Annotated in this window: 13 protein-coding genes; 6 read left to right on the top strand and 7 right to left on the bottom strand. The window is 69.0% G+C overall.

Translation table 11 applies throughout. The annotated features are described in order from the left end of the window. The first annotated feature begins 83 nt into the window (after positions 1-83). Entirely contained in the window at positions 84-1,793 is a 1,710-nt protein-coding gene (locus DLJ53_RS16940) for a thiamine pyrophosphate-requiring protein (RefSeq protein ID WP_111347384.1), read from the top strand. Here the strand turns inward: DLJ53_RS16940 and DLJ53_RS16935 are convergent. The 4 genes from DLJ53_RS16935 to DLJ53_RS16920 are packed head-to-tail and all read right to left on the bottom strand — an operon-like array spanning position 1,790 to position 7,999. Further along, on the bottom strand, positions 1,790-2,578 hold the full coding sequence (locus tag DLJ53_RS16935; RefSeq protein ID WP_111347382.1) for an SDR family NAD(P)-dependent oxidoreductase: 789 nt from the start codon (positions 2,576-2,578) through the stop codon (positions 1,790-1,792). The two genes, DLJ53_RS16940 and DLJ53_RS16935, sit on opposite strands and share 4 nt — an antisense overlap. After that, complete coding sequence (locus DLJ53_RS16930) at positions 2,578-5,757, bottom strand: efflux RND transporter permease subunit (RefSeq protein WP_111347381.1); 3,180 nt, start codon at positions 5,755-5,757, stop codon at positions 2,578-2,580. Before DLJ53_RS16930 ends, DLJ53_RS16935 begins: the two co-directional genes overlap by 1 nt. Then, entirely contained in the window at positions 5,754-6,824 is a 1,071-nt protein-coding gene (locus DLJ53_RS16925; protein ID WP_111347379.1) for an efflux RND transporter periplasmic adaptor subunit, read from the bottom strand. The genes DLJ53_RS16930 and DLJ53_RS16925 overlap by 4 nt, the downstream gene beginning before the upstream one ends. Further along, positions 6,821-7,999 (bottom strand): efflux RND transporter periplasmic adaptor subunit, encoded by a 1,179-nt coding sequence (locus DLJ53_RS16920; protein WP_162409291.1) that lies wholly within the window; start codon positions 7,997-7,999, stop codon positions 6,821-6,823. The genes DLJ53_RS16925 and DLJ53_RS16920 overlap by 4 nt, the downstream gene beginning before the upstream one ends. Positions 8,000-8,257: 258 nt before the next feature. Here DLJ53_RS16920 and DLJ53_RS16915 point away from each other — a divergent pair, with 258 nt between their 5' ends. Next, positions 8,258-8,809 (top strand): TetR/AcrR family transcriptional regulator, encoded by a 552-nt coding sequence (locus tag DLJ53_RS16915; protein ID WP_111347376.1) that lies wholly within the window; start codon positions 8,258-8,260, stop codon positions 8,807-8,809. Between the two features lie 22 nt (positions 8,810-8,831). Here the strand turns inward: DLJ53_RS16915 and DLJ53_RS16910 are convergent, their stop codons facing one another. Both DLJ53_RS16910 and DLJ53_RS16905 read right to left on the bottom strand, forming a co-directional pair. Then, on the bottom strand, positions 8,832-9,542 hold the full coding sequence (locus DLJ53_RS16910; RefSeq protein ID WP_211100609.1) for a GntR family transcriptional regulator: 711 nt from the start codon (positions 9,540-9,542) through the stop codon (positions 8,832-8,834). Between the two features lie 395 nt (positions 9,543-9,937). Next, on the bottom strand, positions 9,938-11,161 hold the full coding sequence (locus tag DLJ53_RS16905) for an ROK family protein (protein WP_162409289.1): 1,224 nt from the start codon (positions 11,159-11,161) through the stop codon (positions 9,938-9,940). A 273-nt stretch (positions 11,162-11,434) separates the two neighbouring features. Between DLJ53_RS16905 and xylF the strand changes: the two genes are divergently transcribed. The 4 genes from xylF to xylA all read left to right on the top strand — a co-directional run bounded on the left by xylF (position 11,435) and on the right by xylA (position 15,946). Beyond that, the gene (xylF, locus tag DLJ53_RS16900) at positions 11,435-12,418 is read left to right on the top strand and encodes a D-xylose ABC transporter substrate-binding protein (protein WP_111347371.1); all 984 of its coding nucleotides are present in this window, start codon (positions 11,435-11,437) and stop codon (positions 12,416-12,418) included. A gap of 64 nt (positions 12,419-12,482) precedes the next feature. Next, positions 12,483-13,781: a sugar ABC transporter permease gene (locus tag DLJ53_RS16895; protein ID WP_111347370.1), complete on the top strand. Its 1,299-nt coding sequence runs from the start codon at positions 12,483-12,485 to the stop codon at positions 13,779-13,781. After that, positions 13,781-14,557, top strand: a complete 777-nt coding sequence (locus DLJ53_RS16890; RefSeq protein WP_111347368.1) for an ATP-binding cassette domain-containing protein — start codon at positions 13,781-13,783, stop codon at positions 14,555-14,557. The genes DLJ53_RS16895 and DLJ53_RS16890 overlap by 1 nt, the downstream gene beginning before the upstream one ends. A 96-nt stretch (positions 14,558-14,653) precedes the next feature. Then, positions 14,654-15,946: a xylose isomerase gene (gene xylA, locus DLJ53_RS16885; RefSeq protein ID WP_111347367.1), complete on the top strand. Its 1,293-nt coding sequence runs from the start codon at positions 14,654-14,656 to the stop codon at positions 15,944-15,946. 59 nt (positions 15,947-16,005) lie between these two features. On the opposite strand, the gene DLJ53_RS16880 is transcribed toward xylA, so the two are convergent. Further along, a complete protein-coding gene (locus tag DLJ53_RS16880) occupies positions 16,006-18,762 on the bottom strand; it encodes a cellulase family glycosylhydrolase (protein ID WP_162409287.1) in 2,757 nt (918 codons plus the stop codon). Between the last annotated feature and the right edge of the window lie 592 nt (positions 18,763-19,354).

Raw genomic sequence — 19,354 nt, 5'->3', positions numbered from 1 at the left:
TATGCCCAATTCACCGCGAGCTGAAGCTGCCGGAAATGCAGGCGTCGGCTCCAAATCACAGAACGTCCGTGGGAGGAGAATCGATGGCGGCGCAGCAGAAACTGGGGCGAATGACCGCGGGCGGTACGATCTTTGCCCGCCTAAAGGCGCTGGGCATCGACGTCGTGTTCGCCAATTCGGGCACCGACTTTCCGCCCGTGATCGAGGGGCTGGCGGAGGCCGCGGCGCAGGACGCCGACCTGCCGCTCGCCCTCGTAATCCCCCACGAGCACGCCGCGATGGGGATGGCGCACGGCTACTACCTCGTCACCGGCGAGCCGCAGGCGGTGATGCTCCACACCAACGTCGGCCTCTCCAACGGCGCGACGGGGGCGATCAATGCGGCCTGCGAGCACGTGCCAATGATCGTCATGTCCGGCCGCACCCCGGTGACGGAGGCGGAGCGGTTCGGCGCCCGCACCGTGCCGATCGCCTGGGGGCAGGAGATGCGCGACCAGACCGCGCTCATCCGCGAGGCGGCCAAGTGGGACTACGAGCTGCGATTCCCCGAGCAGATCGCCCCGCTGCTCGACCGTGCCTACGCCATCGCCCAGTCGACCCCGAAGGGGCCGGTGTACCTGTCTCTGCCGCGCGAAGTGCTCTGCGAGGCGGTGGATGCGGCGGGGCTGGACGCGCCGCCCTCCATCCAGCCCGTACGCACGGGGCCGGATCCATCGGCGGTGAAGGCCGCGGCCGCCGCGCTCGCGGCCGCGGAGAAGCCGCTGGTGATCGCCCAGCGTGGGGCAGGCGACGAGGCGAGCTTTGCCGAGTTCGGCGCCTGGGCGGAGGAGTGGGGCATCGCTGTCTCCTCCTGGTGGGCGACGCACCTCGCGATTCCGACCGACCATCCCTGCCATGTGGGAGCCGACCCGGGGCCGTGGCTGAAGGAGGCGGACGTCATCGTGGTCCTCGACGCGCTGGCGCCGTGGTGGCCGGACCTGCATCCGACGCCGAACGTGAAGACCGTCATCAACATCGGCCCGGACCCGATCTTCTCCCGCTTCCCCGTGCGCGGCTTCCGTTCGGACATCGCGCTGCGCGGGGAGAGCGCCGACACGATCCCCGCGCTCGTCGCCGAGATGCAGGACATGCCGCGCGGACCGACCGTCGCAGCGCGACGCCAGAAGCTGTCCGAGACGACGGCCACCGGCCGCGAGCGCCTCGTCGAGGTGGCGACGGCGGACACCGAGCGCGGCATCACCAAGGCGTATGTCAGCCATTGCCTCGGCGAGGCGCTGGAGGGGCGCACGTCGTCGGTGTTCTCGGAGCTCGGCACAAAGCTCGGCTTCCTGACACGGCGCGAGCCGCGCTCCTGGTTCCAGGAGCCGCACTCGGGCGGGCTCGGGTGGAGCTTCCCGGCGGCGATGGGTGCCAAGCTCGCCGATCCGGAGCGGACCTGCGTGGCGACCATGGGCGACGGTTCGTACATGTTCGCCAACCCCACCGCGTGCCACCAGGTCGCCGAGGCGCTGGGGCTCGGGGTCGTGGTGATCATCCTCAACAACGAGGAGTGGGGCGCGGTACGCGCCTCGGTCGCGGGGCTCTACCCGGAAGGGGTGGCCGCGAAGTCGAACATCATGCCGTTGACGGCGCTGAAGCCGACGCCGGATTTCTGCAAGACCGCCGAGGCGAGCCGAGCCTTCGCCCGCCGCGTCACCGACCCGGCCGAGCTCCCCGGTGCGATCGCCGAGGCGCTCAAGGTCGCCGACACGGGCCGGCAGGCGCTCATCGACGTGTCGGTCCTCCCGGACTAGACCTCGCCTTCGGGCCAGACGGGGCGCGAGAAGACGCCGCCGTCGACCCACAGCGTCTGCCCCGTCACGAACGCGGCGGCGGGGGAGGCGAAGAAGAGGACGGGGCCGGCGATGTCGGCCGGCGTGCCGACGCGGCGCAGCGGGGTCTCCGCGCCCCATCTGCCGGCGTAGTCGTCCGTGCCGCCGGCGGTCCGGTCCACCTCGATGGCGCCCGGCGCCACGCAGTTGACGCGGATGCCGTGGGGGCCGAGCTCGACGGCGGCGACCTTCGTGAACTGCTCGATCCCGCCCTTTGCGGCCGTGTAGCTGACGAGACGGGGGAAGGCGATCTTGTTGCAGCCCGAGCCGATGTTGACGATCGCCCCCTTCACCCCGCGCGCCACCATCAGCCGCGCGGCGGCCTGGGTGTTGAGGAAGGTGCCGCGGAGGTGTGTGCGCACCACGCGGTCCCAGTCGTCGACGGCGAGGTCCAGCAGCGGCGCGAGGGTCTGGACGCCGGCGTTGTTGACGAGGAGGGACGGCGCCGCGTCCATCTCCTCCGTCAGCGCCGCGTAGAAGGCCGCGACGGCGGCCTCGTCCCCCGCGTCACAGGGGTAGGCGGTGACGTCGTGACCCTTCGCCCGCTCCTCGGCGACGGCGGGTCCGGCCGCGTCGTCGGGAGCGAGGTGGGTGAAGGCGACGCGATAGCCGGCGGCGGCGAGGGCGCCGACCAGATGACGGCCGATCCCGCCGGCTCCGCCTGTCACCACCGCGAGCGGCGCGGGAGGTGTCGTCCCGGTCTCCATCACGTCTCCGTCGCCGGTGTCGCTCCGGGGCCGGGAAGGTGCCATTGCTCGCCCTTCGAATCGGACCCGGATGGGTTGTCCTCGCCGCCCGTGTCGCCGTGCGGCGCTTCGGGATCGTCGGCGTGGGCGATGGTCGCCCGGCCGTCCTCGCGCGGCACGCGGTAGACAGCGAGGTAGAGGGCCGGGATGAAGAGCAGCGTGATCGCCGTGCCGGCGATGATGCCGCCCATCATCGCCACCGCCATCGGCCCCCAGAAGATCTGCCGGGCGATGGGGATCAGCGCGAGGCTGGCCGCAGCCGCGGTCAGCGCGATCGGCCGGGCGCGCGAGTCGGAGGCTCGGAAGACGGCCTCCCACCGGCTGGCACCTTCCTTGTGCAGCACCTCCACCTCGTGGATGAGGATGAGCGAGTTGCGGATGAGGATGCCCACCAGCGCCAGCACGCCGAGGATCGCGACGAAGCCGAGCGGCGTGTTCGAGGGCAGCAGCGCCGCGACGACGCCGATCAGCCCCAGCGGCGCGGCGCAGATGACGATGAAGGAGAGGCGGAAGCCCTGCATCTGCACCATGATGAGCGTCAGCATGATGACGACCATCAGCGGCACCACCTGGGCGATCGGGCCCTGCGACTCGGCGCTTTCCTCGACCGCGCCGCCGACCTCGACCTTGTAGCCCGCGGGCAGGCCGGCGGCGAACTCGTCGATCCGCTCGCCGAGGATCTTCACGATCGCCGCCGGCTGGTCCGCCGTCGCGACGGACGCCTTCACCGTCACCGTCGGGCGGCGGTTGCGCTGGTGGATGATCGGCGGCTCGCTGTCGAAGCGGAAGGTCGCGAGGCTCGACAGCGGGATCGAGTCGGCGTCCGCCCGCAGGATCTGCATGTTGTAGAGCGAATCGACGGACGTCCGCTCGTCCTTCTGGCCGCGGCCAACGATGTCGACGAGGTAGATGTCGTCCCGCAGCTCCGTGACCGTCACGCCCTCGTAGATGGCCTGGAGGGACTGGGCGATCTCGGTGGGGGAGACGCCGAGCTGCCGCGCCTTGTCCTGGACGATCTCGACGCGGATGACGCGCGCGGGCTCGTCCCAGTCGAGGATCACGTCCTTGAGGTGCGGGTCGGCGCCGACGATCGTGGCGAGCTTGCGGGCCTGCTCGCGCACGACGTTCGCGTCCGGTCCGGAGACGCGGTACTGCACCGGCCGTCCGACCGGCGGACCGACCTCGAGGTTCTTCACGAAGACGTCGGCGCCCGGCAGCTTCTCGGCACCGAACCTGTCCACCTTCGCCTTGAGGCTGTCGCGGGCCTCGACCGAGGCCGTCTGCACCACGATCTGGCCCATGTAGGGGCCCGAGGTCAGGACGTCGTAGGCGAGGATGAAGCGCGGGGCGCTCTCGCCGATGTAGGAGGTGAAGAACTCCGCCTCCTCCTGCTGCGAGATGAAGTCCTCCAGCTGGCTGATGGCCTCGTCCGTACCGGCGATGGAGCTGTTGCGCGCCATGGTGATGTCGATGATCACCTCGGGCCGGTCCGAGGTCGGGAAGAACTGCTGCTGCACCTGCGTCATCCCCACGACCGCCGCGGCGAAGAGGGCGACCGTGGTGAGGATCGTGATCCACCGGAAGCGCATCGCGAGAAGCAGGGTGCGCTGGAACGTGCGGCGGACGCGGCCGGGAGGCTGGTGCGCGTGCTTCAGCTTCTTGGGCAGCATCGTGACGCCGATCAGAGGTGCGAACAGCACCGCGACGATCCACGAGACGAGGAGCGAGACGGCGATCACCACGAACAGCGAGAAGGTGAACTCACCCGCGTTCGAGTTGTTGAGGCCGATCGGGATGAAGCCCGCCACGGTGACGAGCGTCCCCGACAGCATGGGAAATGCGATGGACGTCCACGCGTAGGAGGCGGCCTTCTCGAGGCTCTCGCCGACCTCCAGCCGCGAGATCATCGTCTCGATGGCGATCATCGCGTCGTCCACCAGAAGGCCGAGGGCGATGATGAGCGCGCCGAGCGAGATGCGCTGCAGCACGATGCCGTACTGCTGCATCACCACGAAGGTGATCGCGAGGACGAGCGGGATGGTCAGCGTCACCACCAGGCCGGCGCGCACACCGAGGCTGATGAAGCTGACGATGAGGACGATGACCACCGCCTCGACCAGAGCCTGGACGAAGTGGCCGACGGCTTCCTCCACCACGTGCGGCTGGTCGGCGACCTGGGAGACGTGGATGCCGACGGGGAGCTCGGCGATGGCGGCGTCGATCTCCCCCTGCAGCGCCTCGCCGAAGTCGAGGATGTTGGCGCCGTCGCGCATGCCGACCGCGAGGCCGATCGCCTCCTCGCCGTTGAAGCGGAAGATCGAATCGGGCGGGTCGACGTAGCCGCGGCGCACCTCGGCGATGTCGGTCAGGCGGAAGAAGCGCCCGTCGACGCGCAGGTTGACCGCCTCGAGGCTGTCCTCGCTGGAGAACTGCCCGCCGACGCGCACCAGCACGCGCTCCGGCCCGGCGTTGATGACGCCCGACTGGACGATGGCGTTCTGGGCCGAGAGCGTGTCGATCACCTCCTGCTGGTCGAGACCGAAGGCGGCGAGCCGGCGCGGCGAGAATTCGAGGAAGATCCGCTCGTCCCGCTCGCCGAACATCTCGATCTTGCCGGCGTCCTTCAGGCCCTGCAGGCGGATGCGCACGTCCTCGACATAGTCGCGCAGCTCACGGTGGGAGAAGCCGTCCGCGGTGAAGGCGTAGAGGTTGCCGAAGACGTCGCCGAAGGTGTCGTTGAATTGGAAGCCGGAGAACTCCTCCGGGAATTCGCCGCGGATGTCGTTCATCATGTTGCGCACGCGCTGCCAGATCCGCGGGATCTCGGAGGCGCGCGTGGTCGGCAGCAGGTCGACGTAGACGACCGCCTGGCCGGGCATGGTGATGGAGCGCGTCACGTCGAGCTCGTCGAGGTCCTCGAGCTCGCGTTCGATGCGGTCGGTGACCTGGTTCAGCGTCTCCTGGACGCTGGCGCCGGGCAGGGCGGCGCCGATCACCATCGTCTTGATGGTGAAGTTCGGGTCCTCGGCGCGGCCGAGGGACATGTACGCCATCGCGCCCGCGATCAGCGAGGCGATCATGAAATACCAGACGAGCGAGCGGTGATGCAGCGCCCAGTCCGAGAGATTGAAACCCTTCACAGTGCCGTCCTCTCGCCGACGACCTCGCCATCCTCCAGGCTGTGGACGCCGCGTGTCACGATTTCGTCGCCTTCCGCCAGACCGCCGGCGAGCTGCGTGCGCGGCCCGAAGGCGTCGCCGAGCTCGACCGGCACCGCCCCGACGCTGCCGCTCGGCCGCTCGACGCGCCACACCATCGCCGCGCCGTCCCGCTCGAAGAGCGCCGATGTCGGGACCGACAGGACGGCATCGGCCTGCGTGCGCAGACGCGCCGAGATGAGCGAGCCGAGGCGGAAGGCCGGCGGCGGATCGTCGAGCGCGATGTGGACGCGGCGGGTGCGGGTGGTGTCCTCCGCGACGGGCTCGATGTAGGCGAGGCGGCCGCCGGTGGTGACGGTGCGCGCCGCCTCGAGCGCGACGGTGAACTGCGCGTCGGCGTCGATGGTGGCAAGGTCCGGCTCGGAGAGATCGACCACGGCCTCGAGCTCCTTGGTGCTCGCGACGCGCACGACCGCCTCGCCTGCCGACACGGTGGCGCCGGGGGAGACCGGTGCCGCGGTGATCACGCCGTGGGCGCTCGCCTTCAGCGTTGCCTTGTCGAGCCGGTCGCGCGCCTGGGCGAGCTGGGCCTTGGCGCGGTCGACCTCGGACTGCGCGACGGCGACCTGCTGGTTGGCGTTGTCGAGGTTGGCCTGGGATTCGACGTCCCGCTCGACGAGCTTTCTGGTCCGCTCGGCATTGTCGCGGGCGGAGACGAACTGCGCCTCGGCCTGGGCAAGGCTCGCCTCGGCCGACCGCGCGGCGGCCTGAAGCTCCTGGGGATCGAGGTGGGCGATGACGTCGCCCTTGTCGACGACGTCGCCGACGTCCACGAGGCGGTCGACCACATGGCCGGTCACCTCGAAGGCGAGGTCCGTCTCGACCTTGGGCTCGACCGTGCCGACCCATGAGATGGTCGAGACCGGGGCGAGGCTGATGATCTCGGAGACGACGGGGCGCGGCGGCGCGGGCGCTGCGGCCTCCTCCTCCTGGCAGGCGGTGAGCGCCAGCGCGAGGGCCGCCAGTGCGGCGAGGGGAGCGGCTCTCATCGGCCGACCTCCGCCGCGACGACCGGCCGGTCGGGATAGAGGAGGCTGGCGCCACGGCCGACCACCGTCTCACCCACGTCGAGTCCCGAGATCACGGTGAAGCTGCCGCTGCCGTAGTGATCCACCTCGATGTCGCGCAGGGCGACGCGCTGCTCCCCGGTGACGACCCAGACGGCGAGGCCGTGCGACGTCGCCGTCAGCGCCGTCCACGGGAGCTGCATCACCTGTCGCGGGGGGAGCGTGATGGTGCCGCGGATGGGGGCGCCGATCTGCACCGCGGGCGAGGGTGTCTCGATGGCGACCTTCACCTCCACCGCGCCGGTCTCCTCGTTGACGAGGGGGGACACCTCCCGGACCGAGCCCGTCATCACGACGTTGGGCCGGTCGATGAGCTGGAGGTCGACGTCGAACGCTTCCTTGGGGTCGATGAAGAGCGAATCCGGAACGTTGAAGACCGCGTCGAGCTGGCCTTGCGGGGCGAGCGAGTAGGCGGCCTCGGCGGCGCTGATCACCTGTCCGACCTCCGCGGTGCGCTGCGTGATGATGGCGTCGACGGGGGCCTTCAGGACGGTGTCGTCGAGGTCGGTCTGGGCCTGCGAGACCTCCGCGCGCGCCTGCTCGACGGCGCTCTGGGCGGCGAGCAGCGTCTGGCGCGCGTCGTCGCGGGTGGCGCGGGTGGTGAAGCCGCGCTCGAGGAGGCGGGCCTGCCGCGTCTCGTCGGCGGTCGCCTCCGACAGGGTCGCCTCCTGAGCGGCGAGGGACGCCTTCGCGGCGTTGAGGCTCTCGCGCTGCTGCGTGTCGTCGATTCTGGCGAGGACGGTGCCGGCCTCGACGCGGTCCCCCTCGTCGAAGTTCACCTCCACCACGCGTCCGCCCTCCCGGAAGGCGGCACTGATCGTCTCGCGGGGGGCGACCTCGCCTGTCGCCTCGTAGCGGGTGGACTGGTCGGTCGACTGAACGGTGATGAACTCGACGGCGAGCGGCGTCTCCGCCAGCGCCGGCGCCAGAGGCAGGGCGAGGAGCGCCGCGGCGACGCCCGCCCGCAGCAGCGCGCCGGCGCCGCGCCTGACGGCCGCGCGGCCGCGAAGCGCTGGCGCAGGGGCGAAACGTTGCCGCAGACGGGACCGCCCGGCGGGGGCGCCCGCGCGGGTCGGTATCGGGAAAACCTGGCTCAAGCTCATTGCTCACCGACGGGTGCGCCGCCGCGCGCGGTCGACCGCGTGCCGGCGCAACGGACTGGAACGGCCGGGCCGCGCCCGACCCCCGGGGGTCAGGGTTGCGGTCACCGGACAGTGCGATTGCGATAAGGTATCGTTCGAGCCCGCATCTAGGATTGCCGGCCGGTAAGGTCAACGGCTGTTGACTTGTGATTTCTCCGCTCGCTTGTATGCAATCCCGGATCACCGGTTGCGCCAGCGAGGAAGGGACAGCGAGTGCAGAGCCGCGGAGCGTCGGAAGCGACGCGAGCCAGGATCCTCGACGTTGCGCAGCAGGCGTTCGCAACGCGGCCCTACGATGCCGTCTCGCTGCGACAAATCGCGCGGGACGTCGGGATCGACGTGGCCCTCGTCCACCGCACCTTCGGCTCCAAGGAGGGGCTCTTCGTCGACGTCATGGAGCATGCGTTCGGGGATTCGCACGCACAGGTCCGTGGGCCGGGCGACCTGAAGGACATTCTCGCCGACACCCTGTTCGAGCGGAACGACAAGGCGGCGCCGAGCCTCGACCGGCTGAACATCGTGCTGCGCTCGTTCTCGCACCCGACGGCGAAGCAGATCATCAGGGATCGCCTGAAGTGCAACATGCTGGACGAGCTGGCGTCCCGCCTGCCGCCGCCGCAGCGCGAACGGGCGGCGGTGCTCATGAGCCTCATGCTCGGGTCGGTGATCCTGCGGAACGTCCTGCAGGTCGACGGGCTCGCCAACGACGACGGCGCCGCCGAGAAGCTGTTCCGCCAGGTGGTCGAGCTTCTCGAGACGCCCTAGCGCGGGCGGTACGGGCGCTGCCTCAGGCGGCGGAGGCCACCTTCGCCATCACCTCGGCGATGGTCACGCCCGTGTGGCGCAGGTGCTGGCGCCAGACCTCGCCCGCCCGGACGCCGTCCCGCGCCTCGAACGCGGCCATCAGCTGCTCGTGCTCGTCCATCGCCTGGTGCCAGCGGTCCTGCGAGACGATCGCCATGTAGCGCCCGCGCTGGGCCCGGCGCAGCAGGCCGGCCCATGTGATCTCCAGCGTCCGGTTGCGCGCCGCCGCGATCACCGCCTCGTGGATCATGCTGTTGCAGTCGAAATACTCGTCGCGGTTCCGGTTGGCATAGTGGGCGCTCATCGCCTCGTGGAGGCGGGCGATGTGGGCCGCGTCGTCCTCGGTCATGCGCGTCGCCGCGAGCTCGGCCGCCAGCCCTTCGAGGCTCGCCAGCACCTCGAAGAGCTCGCGCGCCTCGTCCGGGGTGAAGGCGAGGACGCGTGCGCCGCGGTTCTGCGAGATCTCGATCAGCCCGTCGATCTCAAGGAGCTTGAGCGCCTCGCGCATCGGGGTCCGGGAGACGTTCAGCCGCGCGCACAAAGTGCGCTCGACGATGCGCGACCCGGGCGCGAGGTCGCCCTTGATGATCATGTTGCGCAGTTCGTTCAGAACCCGCTGCGCGGCGGGCATTCCGTCCATCGCCGGGGTAGCGTGGGCGAGAGGGGCGACAGTGGCTTCGGCGGCTTCGGACATGGACAACGCGGCCTCCGTTAGGTTGCGATCCGCGCGGTTGCAGCATGCGCGGCATGGTAGCGGATACGCCCGGTCTGGGACTTATCAAAAACTCATTGCAGGCAAACTTTAGATTATGGGGGCGACGGAATGCCAGCGGTTAAGCGACTTCGGAAGTCAACTATCACCACTCCTCTGGTACATCTTCACCTTGAAATGCGACCGCGATACACTCCGACCCCCGCCATTCTCGCCCTTGCCGCGAGTCTGGCCGGATCGGGCCACGGTGCGGAGCGCGTTCCGCCGCCGGAGGTTGTGCTGCACTTGTGGGTAGCCGACCGCCGCGGCAGCGAGGCTGAGGCGCGAGAGCGAGTCGGGAGGGCGCGGCGTCTGAACGTGAGTGGCGGGCCGCCTCGTCACGGCCGGGACTCGCCGAGGAGGCGCTCGGTGAGGGAGGCGAGGGCGAGGGCGGCGGCGCCACGGGCCCAGACCATGTCGCCCCAGGCGTTGATCTCGATCTTCGGCGGCATCCGGCCCGTCCGGCTCGTCAGCGACTGGACCTCGGCCAGCACGGCGTCGGCGTAGAGGAAGTCGAACCGCATTTCCCCTCCCGACAGGATGATGAGGTGAGGGTCGAAGAGCTCGGTCACGTTGGCCAGCCCGACCGCCAGGTACCGCCCCGCCCGGTTGAAGATCGACATGGCGGCGCTGTGGCCGGCCTTCGCCTCGGCGTAGAGCGTCTCGAGGAGGGCGCGGGCGCTGCCCGCGGTGTCGCGGTTCCAGTGAAGCGCCGTCTGCGCCTCGCGCACGAGCGCGTAGTCGGCGACGTAGGCCTCGAGGCAGCCCCGGCTGCCGCAGCGGCAAAGGGCCCCGTCGAGCTGCACCTTGGTGTGGCCGAGCTCCATGCCGAGGCCGGTGCCGCCACGGAAGACGCGGTTGCCGAGCACCAGCCCCATCCCGACCCCGTTCTCGATCGTGACGACCGCGAAGTCGGTGCGCGAGCGCCCGGCGCCGAACCACAATTCGGCGAGGGCGAGGAGGTTGGCGTCGTTGTCGACCGCGACGGGGAGGCCGAGACGCGTCTCGAGCGCCTCGCGCAGCGGAGCGTTGCGCTCGGTCAGGAGCGGCGACCAGAGCGCCACGCCCGCCGCATGATCGACGACCCCCGGCAGTCCGAGCCCGACCCAGGCGAGATCGCCGGGTACCATTCCGGCTTCCGTCAGCGCCCGGTGCAGCAGCGTTTCCGCCTCGTCGAGCGTCGCGGCGAGGGGCTGGCGGTGCGCCGCAGACGGCATCGTCGCCTCGGCGATGATGGCGCCCGCGAAGTCGATGATGACGGCGGTGTGGGTATCGTCGGTGAGCTTGATGCCGGCGACCTTGTGAATGTCGGGCGAGACCGCCAGGGAGACCGGGGGGCGGCCGCGTGCGGCCTCGCGCGGGGCGTCGATCTCGCGCACGAGCCCGGCCTCGATCAGCTCGGCAGAGACGGAGGTGACCGACGCGGGCGAGCAGTCGAGCCAGCGCGCGAGGTCGGCGCGGCTCGACGCCCCGGCGGCGCGCAGGCACTCGAAGAGCCGTTGTCTGAGCGGCCGCGTCTCGGTCACCGTCGGCAGCAGGGGGCCGCACCCGGACCGGAGCATTTCGGTTGTTTCGTCGCTCAGCATACATTCAGCGGATAAAGCAAAGAAGGTGCCCTATCATGCCCTTATGCGCGAGTTATGCCAGCACTAACGCATTTTGTGCGACCGCGAAGTGCATTTCGCAATCGCACATGAATTTTTAATTTGCGGACTGAATTAATTATGCGAACATGCGATTAAACCGAATGCGGATTCGCCCGGGCGAGAACAGCCCGGCGGAGGGAGGAAACGGTGACGAGAAAGATCATTCTGGCCGCGGCTCTGGCTGCGGGCATGTGCAGCTCCGCGTTGGCGCAGGACCTCACCGTCGGCGTGAGCTGGTCCAACTTTCAGGAAGAGCGCTGGAAGACCGACGAGTCGGCGATCAAGGCGGCGCTCGACGAGGCCGGCGCCGCCTACGTCTCGACCGATGCGCAGTCCTCCTCCGCCAAGCAGCTATCGGACGTGGAGAGCCTCATCGCGCAGGGCGTCGATGCGCTGATCATCCTGGCGCAGGACGCGCAGGCCATCCGCCCGGCTGTCCAGGCCGCGGCTGACGCGGGTCTTCCCGTCGTCGGCTACGACCGCCTGATCGACGATCCGCGCGCCTTCTACCTCACCTTCGACAACGTCGAGGTCGGCCGCATGCAGGCTCGCGCCGTGTTCGAGGAGGTGCCGGAAGGCAACTACGTGATGATCAAGGGATCGCCGACCGACCCGAATGCGGACTTCCTCCGCGGCGGCCAGCAGGAGGTGCTGCAGGACGCGATCGACGCCGGCAAGATCAAGATCGTCGGCGAAGCCTACACCGACGGCTGGCTCCCCGCGAACGCGCAGCGCAACATGGAGCAGCTCCTCACCGCGCAGGACAACAACGTCGACGCGGTGGTCGCGTCCAATGACGGCACCGCGGGCGGCGCGGTCGCGGCGCTGACCGCACAGGGCATGGACGGCATCCCCGTCTCCGGCCAGGACGCCGACCATGCCGCGCTGAACCGCATCGCGCAGGGCATCCAGACGGTCTCGGTCTGGAAGGACTCGCGCGATCTCGGCCGCGAGGCGGCCCAGATCGCCCTCGAACTCGCCAACGGAACCGAGATGAGCGCGATCGAGGGCGCGGTGCAGTGGGAGTCCCCCGGCGGCAACACGCTGTGGGCGAAGTTCCTCGAGCCGCTCCCCATCACGGAGAAGAACCTCGAGGCCGTGGTCGACGCGGGGTGGATCACCAAGGACGAGCTCTGCCAGGGCGTGTCGAACGGCCCGGCGCCCTGCAACTGACGGCACTCGCGCCGCCGCACGGCGCGGCGGCGCATCGATCCGCTCCCCTGGCCGGACGTGAAGCATGACCGACACCGCTGAAAGCGCGCCGATCGCTCCGCCTCGACGGAGCCTCGTTCAATCCCTCGAGGTGGACCTGCGCCTCCTCGGCATGATCGGCGCCTTCGTCGTCCTTTGCGTCGTGTTCGACGTGTTCACGGACGGGCGCTTCCTCACCCCGCGCAACATCTTCAACCTGACGATCCAGACGGTGTCGGTCGCCATCATGGCGACCGGGATGGTGTTCGTGATCGTCACGCGCAACATCGACCTGTCGGTCGGATCGCTGCTGGCAACCTGCTCGGCGATCATGGCGGTGACGCAGACCTGGGTGCTGCCGGACCTGCTGGGCTTCGGGTTCGGCAATCCGATGACCTGGATCGTCACCATCGTCGTCGGCCTCGTCTGCGGCACGGCGATCGGCGCGTTCCAGGGGTGGCTGGTCGGCTATCTCGCCATACCGGCGTTCATCGTGACGCTCGGCGGGCTGCTCGTCTGGCGCAACGTCGCCTGGTACATCACCGACGGGCAGACGATCGGCCCGCTGGACGACGTCTTCCGCATGTTCGGCGGCATCACCGGCACCATCGGCGTGGACGCCTCGTGGGCGATGGCGGCGGTGGCCTCGGTCGCGGCGGTGGCGATCCTGTTGATGGGCCGGCGCGCCAAGATCGCCCACGGCTTCCCGGTGAAGCCGATCTGGGCCGAGCTCTTCATGGCGCTGGTGGCGATCGGGGCGATCTTCGGCTTCGTGGCGGTGCTCAACGCCTATGAGATCCCGGCCGCCGCGGTGCGCCGCATGTTCCGCGCACGCGGCGAGGAGGTGCCGGACGGGTTCACCGCCGGCTACGGGCTGCCGATCTCGGTGCTGCTCCTGATCGGCATTGCCATCGCGATGACGGTCGTCGCGCGCCGCACCCGGCTCGGCCGCTACATCTTCGCCACCGGCGGCAATCCGGACGCGGCGGAGCTGTCGGGCATCAACACGCGCCTCCTCACGGTGAAGGTGTTCGCCCTGATGGGCGCGCTCTGCGCCATCTCGGCCGTGGTCGCGTCGGCCCGGCTGTCATTCCACTCCAACGACATCGGCACGCTGGACGAGCTTCGCGTCATCGCGGCGGCGGTAATCGGCGGCACGGCGCTGTCGGGCGGAGTGGGGACGATCTACGGCGCCATTCTCGGCGCGCTCATCATGCAGTCGCTGCAGTCGGGCATGGCGATGGTGGGCGTGGACGCCCCGTTCCAGAACATCGTCGTCGGCACCGTCCTCGTCGTCGCCGTCCTGATCGACATCATCTACCGCCGCCGGATGGGAATGAAGTGATGGACAGTCCCCGCACCGACACCCCGCTGGTGGAGATGGACAACATCTGCCTGGCGTTCGGCGGCGTCCACGCCGTCGACCACGTGTCCCTCAAGCTGTACCCGGGCGAGGTGCTCGGCCTTCTCGGACACAACGGCGCCGGCAAGTCGACGCTGATCAAGATCCTCTCCGGCGCCTACCGGATGGACTCCGGCGCGATCCGGATCAACGGCCAGGACGCCCGCATCGAGAGCCCGCGCGACGCCCGCCGCCAAAACATCGAGACGATCTACCAGACGCTGGCGCTCGCCGATAACCTCGACGCCACCGCAAACCTCTTCCTCGGGCGCGAACTGATCACGCCGCTCGGCTTCATCGACGATGCGAGGATGGAGGCGGAGACGCGCAAGATCATGGCGCGGCTCAACCCGAATTTCCGCCGGCTGTCGGAGCCGGTGGCGGCCCTGTCGGGCGGGCAGCGGCAGTCGGTGGCGATCGCCCGCGCGGTCTACTTCAACGCCAAAATCCTCATCATGGACGAGCCGACCGCCGCGCTCGGGGTCCACGAGACGCAGATGGTCGCCGAGCTCATCCAGGAGCTGAAGCGGCAGGGCCTCGGCATCATCCTCATCAGCCACGACACCCGCGAGATGATGAGCCTGTGCGACCGCGTGTCCGTCATGAAGAACGGCAAGGTCGTCGGCACGGAACGCGTCGAGGACGTCACCGAGGACGACATCCTGTCGATGATCATCCTCGGCAAGAACCCGCGCGAGACCTCGCCCGAGGCCGCGTGAGCCTGCGCCGGCCCGCGCCCGGCACCCTCCCATCGGCTCCCCGGAGCCGGCGAACACGCCCCGCGGCGCCTGCCGCAAAGACGCTCGAGAGCGAACATGTCGTATTTTGAGGGCATTGCGCCCGTCCGTTACGCCGGTCCCGAGGGGGACGGCGATCTCGCCTTCCGTCACTACGACCCCAGCGAGGTGGTCGCCGGAAAGACGCTGGAGGAGCACCTGCGCTTCGCCGTCGCCTACTGGCACTCCTTCGCCTGGCCGGGCGGCGATCCGTTCGGCGGCCAGACCTTCGACCGGCCCTGGTTCGGCGACACGATGGAGCACGCCCGGGCGAAGGCCGACGCGGCCTTCGACCTCTTCGAGATCCTGGGCGTCCCGTACTTCTGCTTCCATGACGCGGACGTCCGGCCGGAGGGGGCGAGCTTCGCCGAGTCGAAGCGCAATTTCGACGAGATCGTCGACCTCTTCGCCCGTAAGATGGAGGGGTCGAAGGTCCGCCTCCTGTGGGGGACGGCGAACCTCTTCTCCAGCCGCCGCTTCATGTCCGGCGCGGCGACCAACCCGGACCCGGAGGTGTTCGCCTACGCCGCCGCGACGATCAAGGCCTGCATGGACGCGACCCACCAGCTCGGCGGCCAGAACTACGTCCTGTGGGGCGGGCGCGAGGGTTACGAGACGCTGCTCAACACCGACCTCGGCCGCGAGCTCGACAACATGGCGCGGATGCTGTCCCTCGTCGTCGACTACAAGCACAAGATCGGCTTCAAGGGCACGATCCTCGTCGAGCCGAAGCCGCAGGAGCCGACCAAGCACCAGTACGACTACGATGTCGCCACCTGCTACGGCTTCCTGAAGAAATACGGCCTCGAGGACGAGGTGAAGCTCAACATCGAGCAGGGCCACGCGATCCTCGCCGGGCACTCGTTCGAGCACGAGCTGGCGATGGCGCGCACGCTCGGCGTCCTCGGCTCCATCGACATGAACCGCAACGACTACCAGTCCGGCTGGGACACCGACCAGTTCCCGAACTCGGTGCCGGAGGTGGCGCTCGCCTACTACGAGGTGCTGAAGGGCGGCGGCTTCACGACGGGCGGCACGAACTTCGACGCCAAGCTGCGCCGCCAGTCGCTGGACGCGAAGGATCTCGTCGCGGCGCACGTCGGCGCGATGGACGTGTGCGCGCGCGGCCTGAAGGCGGCCGCGGCGATGCTGGAGGACGGCGGGCTCGAAGCGGCCCGGGCGGACCGCTACGCCGGTTGGGACGCGGCCGGCGACCTCGTGTCGGGCAGTCTCGAGGACATCGCCGCGCGCGTGGTGGACCGCGGGATCGAGCCGCAGCCGCGGTCCGGCCGGCAGGAGATTCTGGAGAACTACGTGAATCGATTCGTGTGACCGGACGCGCCGCACCCCTCGGGGAGGGACGCGGCGCGATAGCTGCGGGCGGCCGGGCGTCAGGCCAGGATGACGTCGCTCACCGCGAGGTTGTCGATCAGGCCGTCGGCGACGAAGCCCCAGGTCCGGACCGTGTCCGGGTCGACCTGGCTTGTCGACGAGTTGTTGGTGATCACGTAGGTGTCGCCCTCGTGCGAGGCGATCTCGGCGTTCCAGATGTCCCGGATCGTGGCGAGGGTCGTCACCTCGACGGACCAGCCGTCGACCCGCTGCGAGCTGTCGTTGATCACCTCGCCGTCGGCCACGAAGCCGCCGGTCCAGGTCTGGCGCACGACGAGATCGGAGTAGACGCCGTCGCCGTTGGTGTCGGCGGGATTGTCGTTGCCCTCGTCCGGGTCGGTGATCACCGTCACGTCGCTGACGTCGAGACCGGCGGCGATGCCGTCGGCGACGAAGCCCCAGCCCATGTCGGCGCCCGGGTTGACCGTCCCGCTCGTCGAGATGTTGCCGATCACGTAGGTGTCGCCTGTGTGCGACAGGATCTTGGAGTTCCAGATGTCGGTGATGGTCGCGCTCGTGTTGACCTCGACCGTCCACCCGTCGATCTGGCCGTTGCTGTCGTTGTTGACGTGGCCGTCGGCGATGAAGCCGCCCGCCCAGGTCTCGCGAACGCCGATGTCGGCGAAGATCCCGTCGCCGTTGGTGTCGGGGTTCTCCTCCACCGGATTCCCGCCGCCTCCGCCGCCGGTCGCGTCGTTGTCGCGGATCGTGATGATCGCCTCGCCGTTCGTCAGGATGCCGCCGTCGGCGTTGGCGAGGAGGATGGAGAACGTCTCGTCGTCCTCCGCGACCGTGTCGGCGACGACCTCGACCGTCAGCGAGGCCGAGGTCTCGCCCGGCGCGAAGACGAGGGTGCCGTTCGCCGCCACGTAGTCCTCGCCCGCGATGGCGGTGCCGTCGGCCGTCATCCAGTCGACGAGGACGGTGCCGGATGAGGGCTCGGACAGGCTGACGCTGACTGTGACCTCGGTGGTGGTGGAGACCGTGCCGTCACCGCCGGAGAGCTCGTCGCCGAGGGACGGCTCGAGCGCGGTGACCTTCTCGTCGATCACGGTGGTCCAGTCGTTCTCGAGGATGCCGCCGGTGTCGCCCGAGTTGGGGTTCCAGGACCAGTAGGTGTAGCTGAGGCCGTTCTCGGTCAGGTAGGGGATGAACTTCTCCATCCAGAGAAGGTCCTTCGGGTCCTCGAAGCGGGAGCCGAACTCGCCGACGAGGATCGGGGCGGTGTCGTCCTGCGCGATGTAGCCGAAGTAGTAGTCCCAGACGTCGGTCAGGTTCTCGGGATAGTTCGGGTCGTTGAACCAGGGCTGGGCGTAGATCGAGTTCGGGTAGACGTGCGGCGAGTAGACGAGCTTGTCCGTCTCGTCGAGGCGGATCGGCGCGCTTTCGACGCCGCGCAGGTCGCCGCCCCACCAGAAGCCCTCGGCGATGCCCTCGACCAGAACGAGGACCTCCGGGTTGATCTCGTGGATCGCGTCGATGGCGTCCTCGGCGCCGAGGCGCCAGTCGGTCGCCGGATCACCCGAGCCCCAGGTCGCCGCGAACGGCTCGCCCGAGAGGTCGAAGCCGACGACGGTCGGGTTGTCCTGGTAGCGCGCGGTGAGCGTCTCCCAGTCGGCGACCCACTCCTCGTGCGTGTAGCCTTCGCCGTACCACAGGCCATTGGAGGAGGGGCCGTCGCCGGCGGCGTTGCGGTGATTGTCGAGAATGATGCGGATGCCGATCTCGCCGGCATAGTCGATGATCTTGTCGAACACTTCGATGGAGCTGAGGCCGGCGAGGTCCGGGTTCACCGAATAGTTGATGTTCGTCGGCGTCGCGCCGTCGCGCAGCATGTCGTTGGAGAAGGGCAGGCGGATCGCGTTGAACCCGACCTCCTTCATCTGGTCCATCATGTCCTGGTAGCTGCGCACGTGGAGGCCGTCGGGGGCCTTGCGCGTGGTCTCGCCGCCAAACCAGTTCACGCCGGTGATGCGCACGACGTTGCCGTCGGAGTCGATGATGTCCGAGCCGCTGGTGGAGAACCAGCCGTCGGCCGCCGGACCCGAGGACGGGTTGCCCTCGTCGACGCTGATCGCCGTCTCGATGGCGATCTCCGGCAGGGTCGGCGGCGCGTCGTTGGCGCGGATCGTGACCGTGCCGGTGCCGTCGGCGATGGTGAGGCCGTCCGCGTCGGAGAGGACGACGGAGAAGGACTCGTCACCTTCCTCGACGGCGTCGTCGACGATCTGGACCGTGACGGTGGCCTCGGTCTCGCCGGCGGCGAAGGTGAGGGTGCCGGAGGCGGGCAGGAAGTCGCTGGCGTCGGCGGTGCCGGCGGCGGTCGCGAAGGCGACGCTGGTCGCCTCGGTCGTCGCCTCGCTCAGGGTGACGTGGAGCGTGGCGGTGCCGCTGTCCTCGTCGACCACGACGTCGCCGATCGACACGTCCGGAACGACGGGGGCGGGCGGGTCGTCGCCCTCGGTGACGAACTCGATGTCGCCGATGGTGCCACCGACGCCGCCATGGCGCACGATGAAGCCGATATCCACGGTGCCGCCCGGATTGATGGTGGCGTTCCAGGGCATGCTCTGCACGACGTAGGTGTCGCCGCTGTGCGAGAGGATGGTCGCGCCCCAGATGTCCGAGATCCGCGCGGTGGAGGTGAAGGTCACCTGCCAGCCAGTGATGGCTTCGGTGCCGTCGTTGGTCACCCGGATCAGGCCCTGGAAGCCTGTGCTCCACGAGTTCGTGAGCTGGTAGTCGACGTCGGTCACAAGGGGCTCCACTGAGAACGAGGTTGCGCAGTACCCCTGTCAGGTGTGTGGGTACGCGTAATGGTAGAATATTGGCAGAAATGTGTTCGGGCCGCGAGCAATTTAGAGGCGCCTGTTTTGCCGGAATCCTCACACATGATGCGAACCCCCGCGCCTGTGCGACGCGCTCGGCGGATTCGCGGCTGATTCGCTCCAGGTCCCGCCTAAGGCGAAAATTGCAGCTTCGACGTAGCCTTCGGCGCCCGTCCCGGTGTCGGCGACCGCGCCGTGGTGCGCCTCGCTCGGGCCGGATGTGGCGGGTGCGCCAGACCTGCCTTCTAATCGCCTCTAAGACGCCAGATTTCAAGAATGTGATTATTGAAACATGGCAATGAACATCACGAAGCCGTGACGCGAGTGCACACGTTTTGCGGAAAGCGGCAGTAAATTTAGCAACTTCCTCTCGAGTGCAGACGTGATCGAGCTAGCGATGAGTTGATGGCCTTCAGACACAATCCTGCCGGAAGCTAGGTCTAAACAACGTATACATAAGTACAAAGGCGCCACAGTTATTAGAGCGCAGCACCGCCGTGGGGCGGGGAGTCGTCGAATG

Source organism: Acuticoccus sediminis (assembly GCF_003258595.1).
Classification (GTDB): domain Bacteria; phylum Pseudomonadota; class Alphaproteobacteria; order Rhizobiales; family Amorphaceae; genus Acuticoccus; species Acuticoccus sediminis.
The sequence above is the reverse complement of the archived record's forward strand: the minus strand, read 5'-3'. Positions and strand labels throughout refer to the sequence as shown.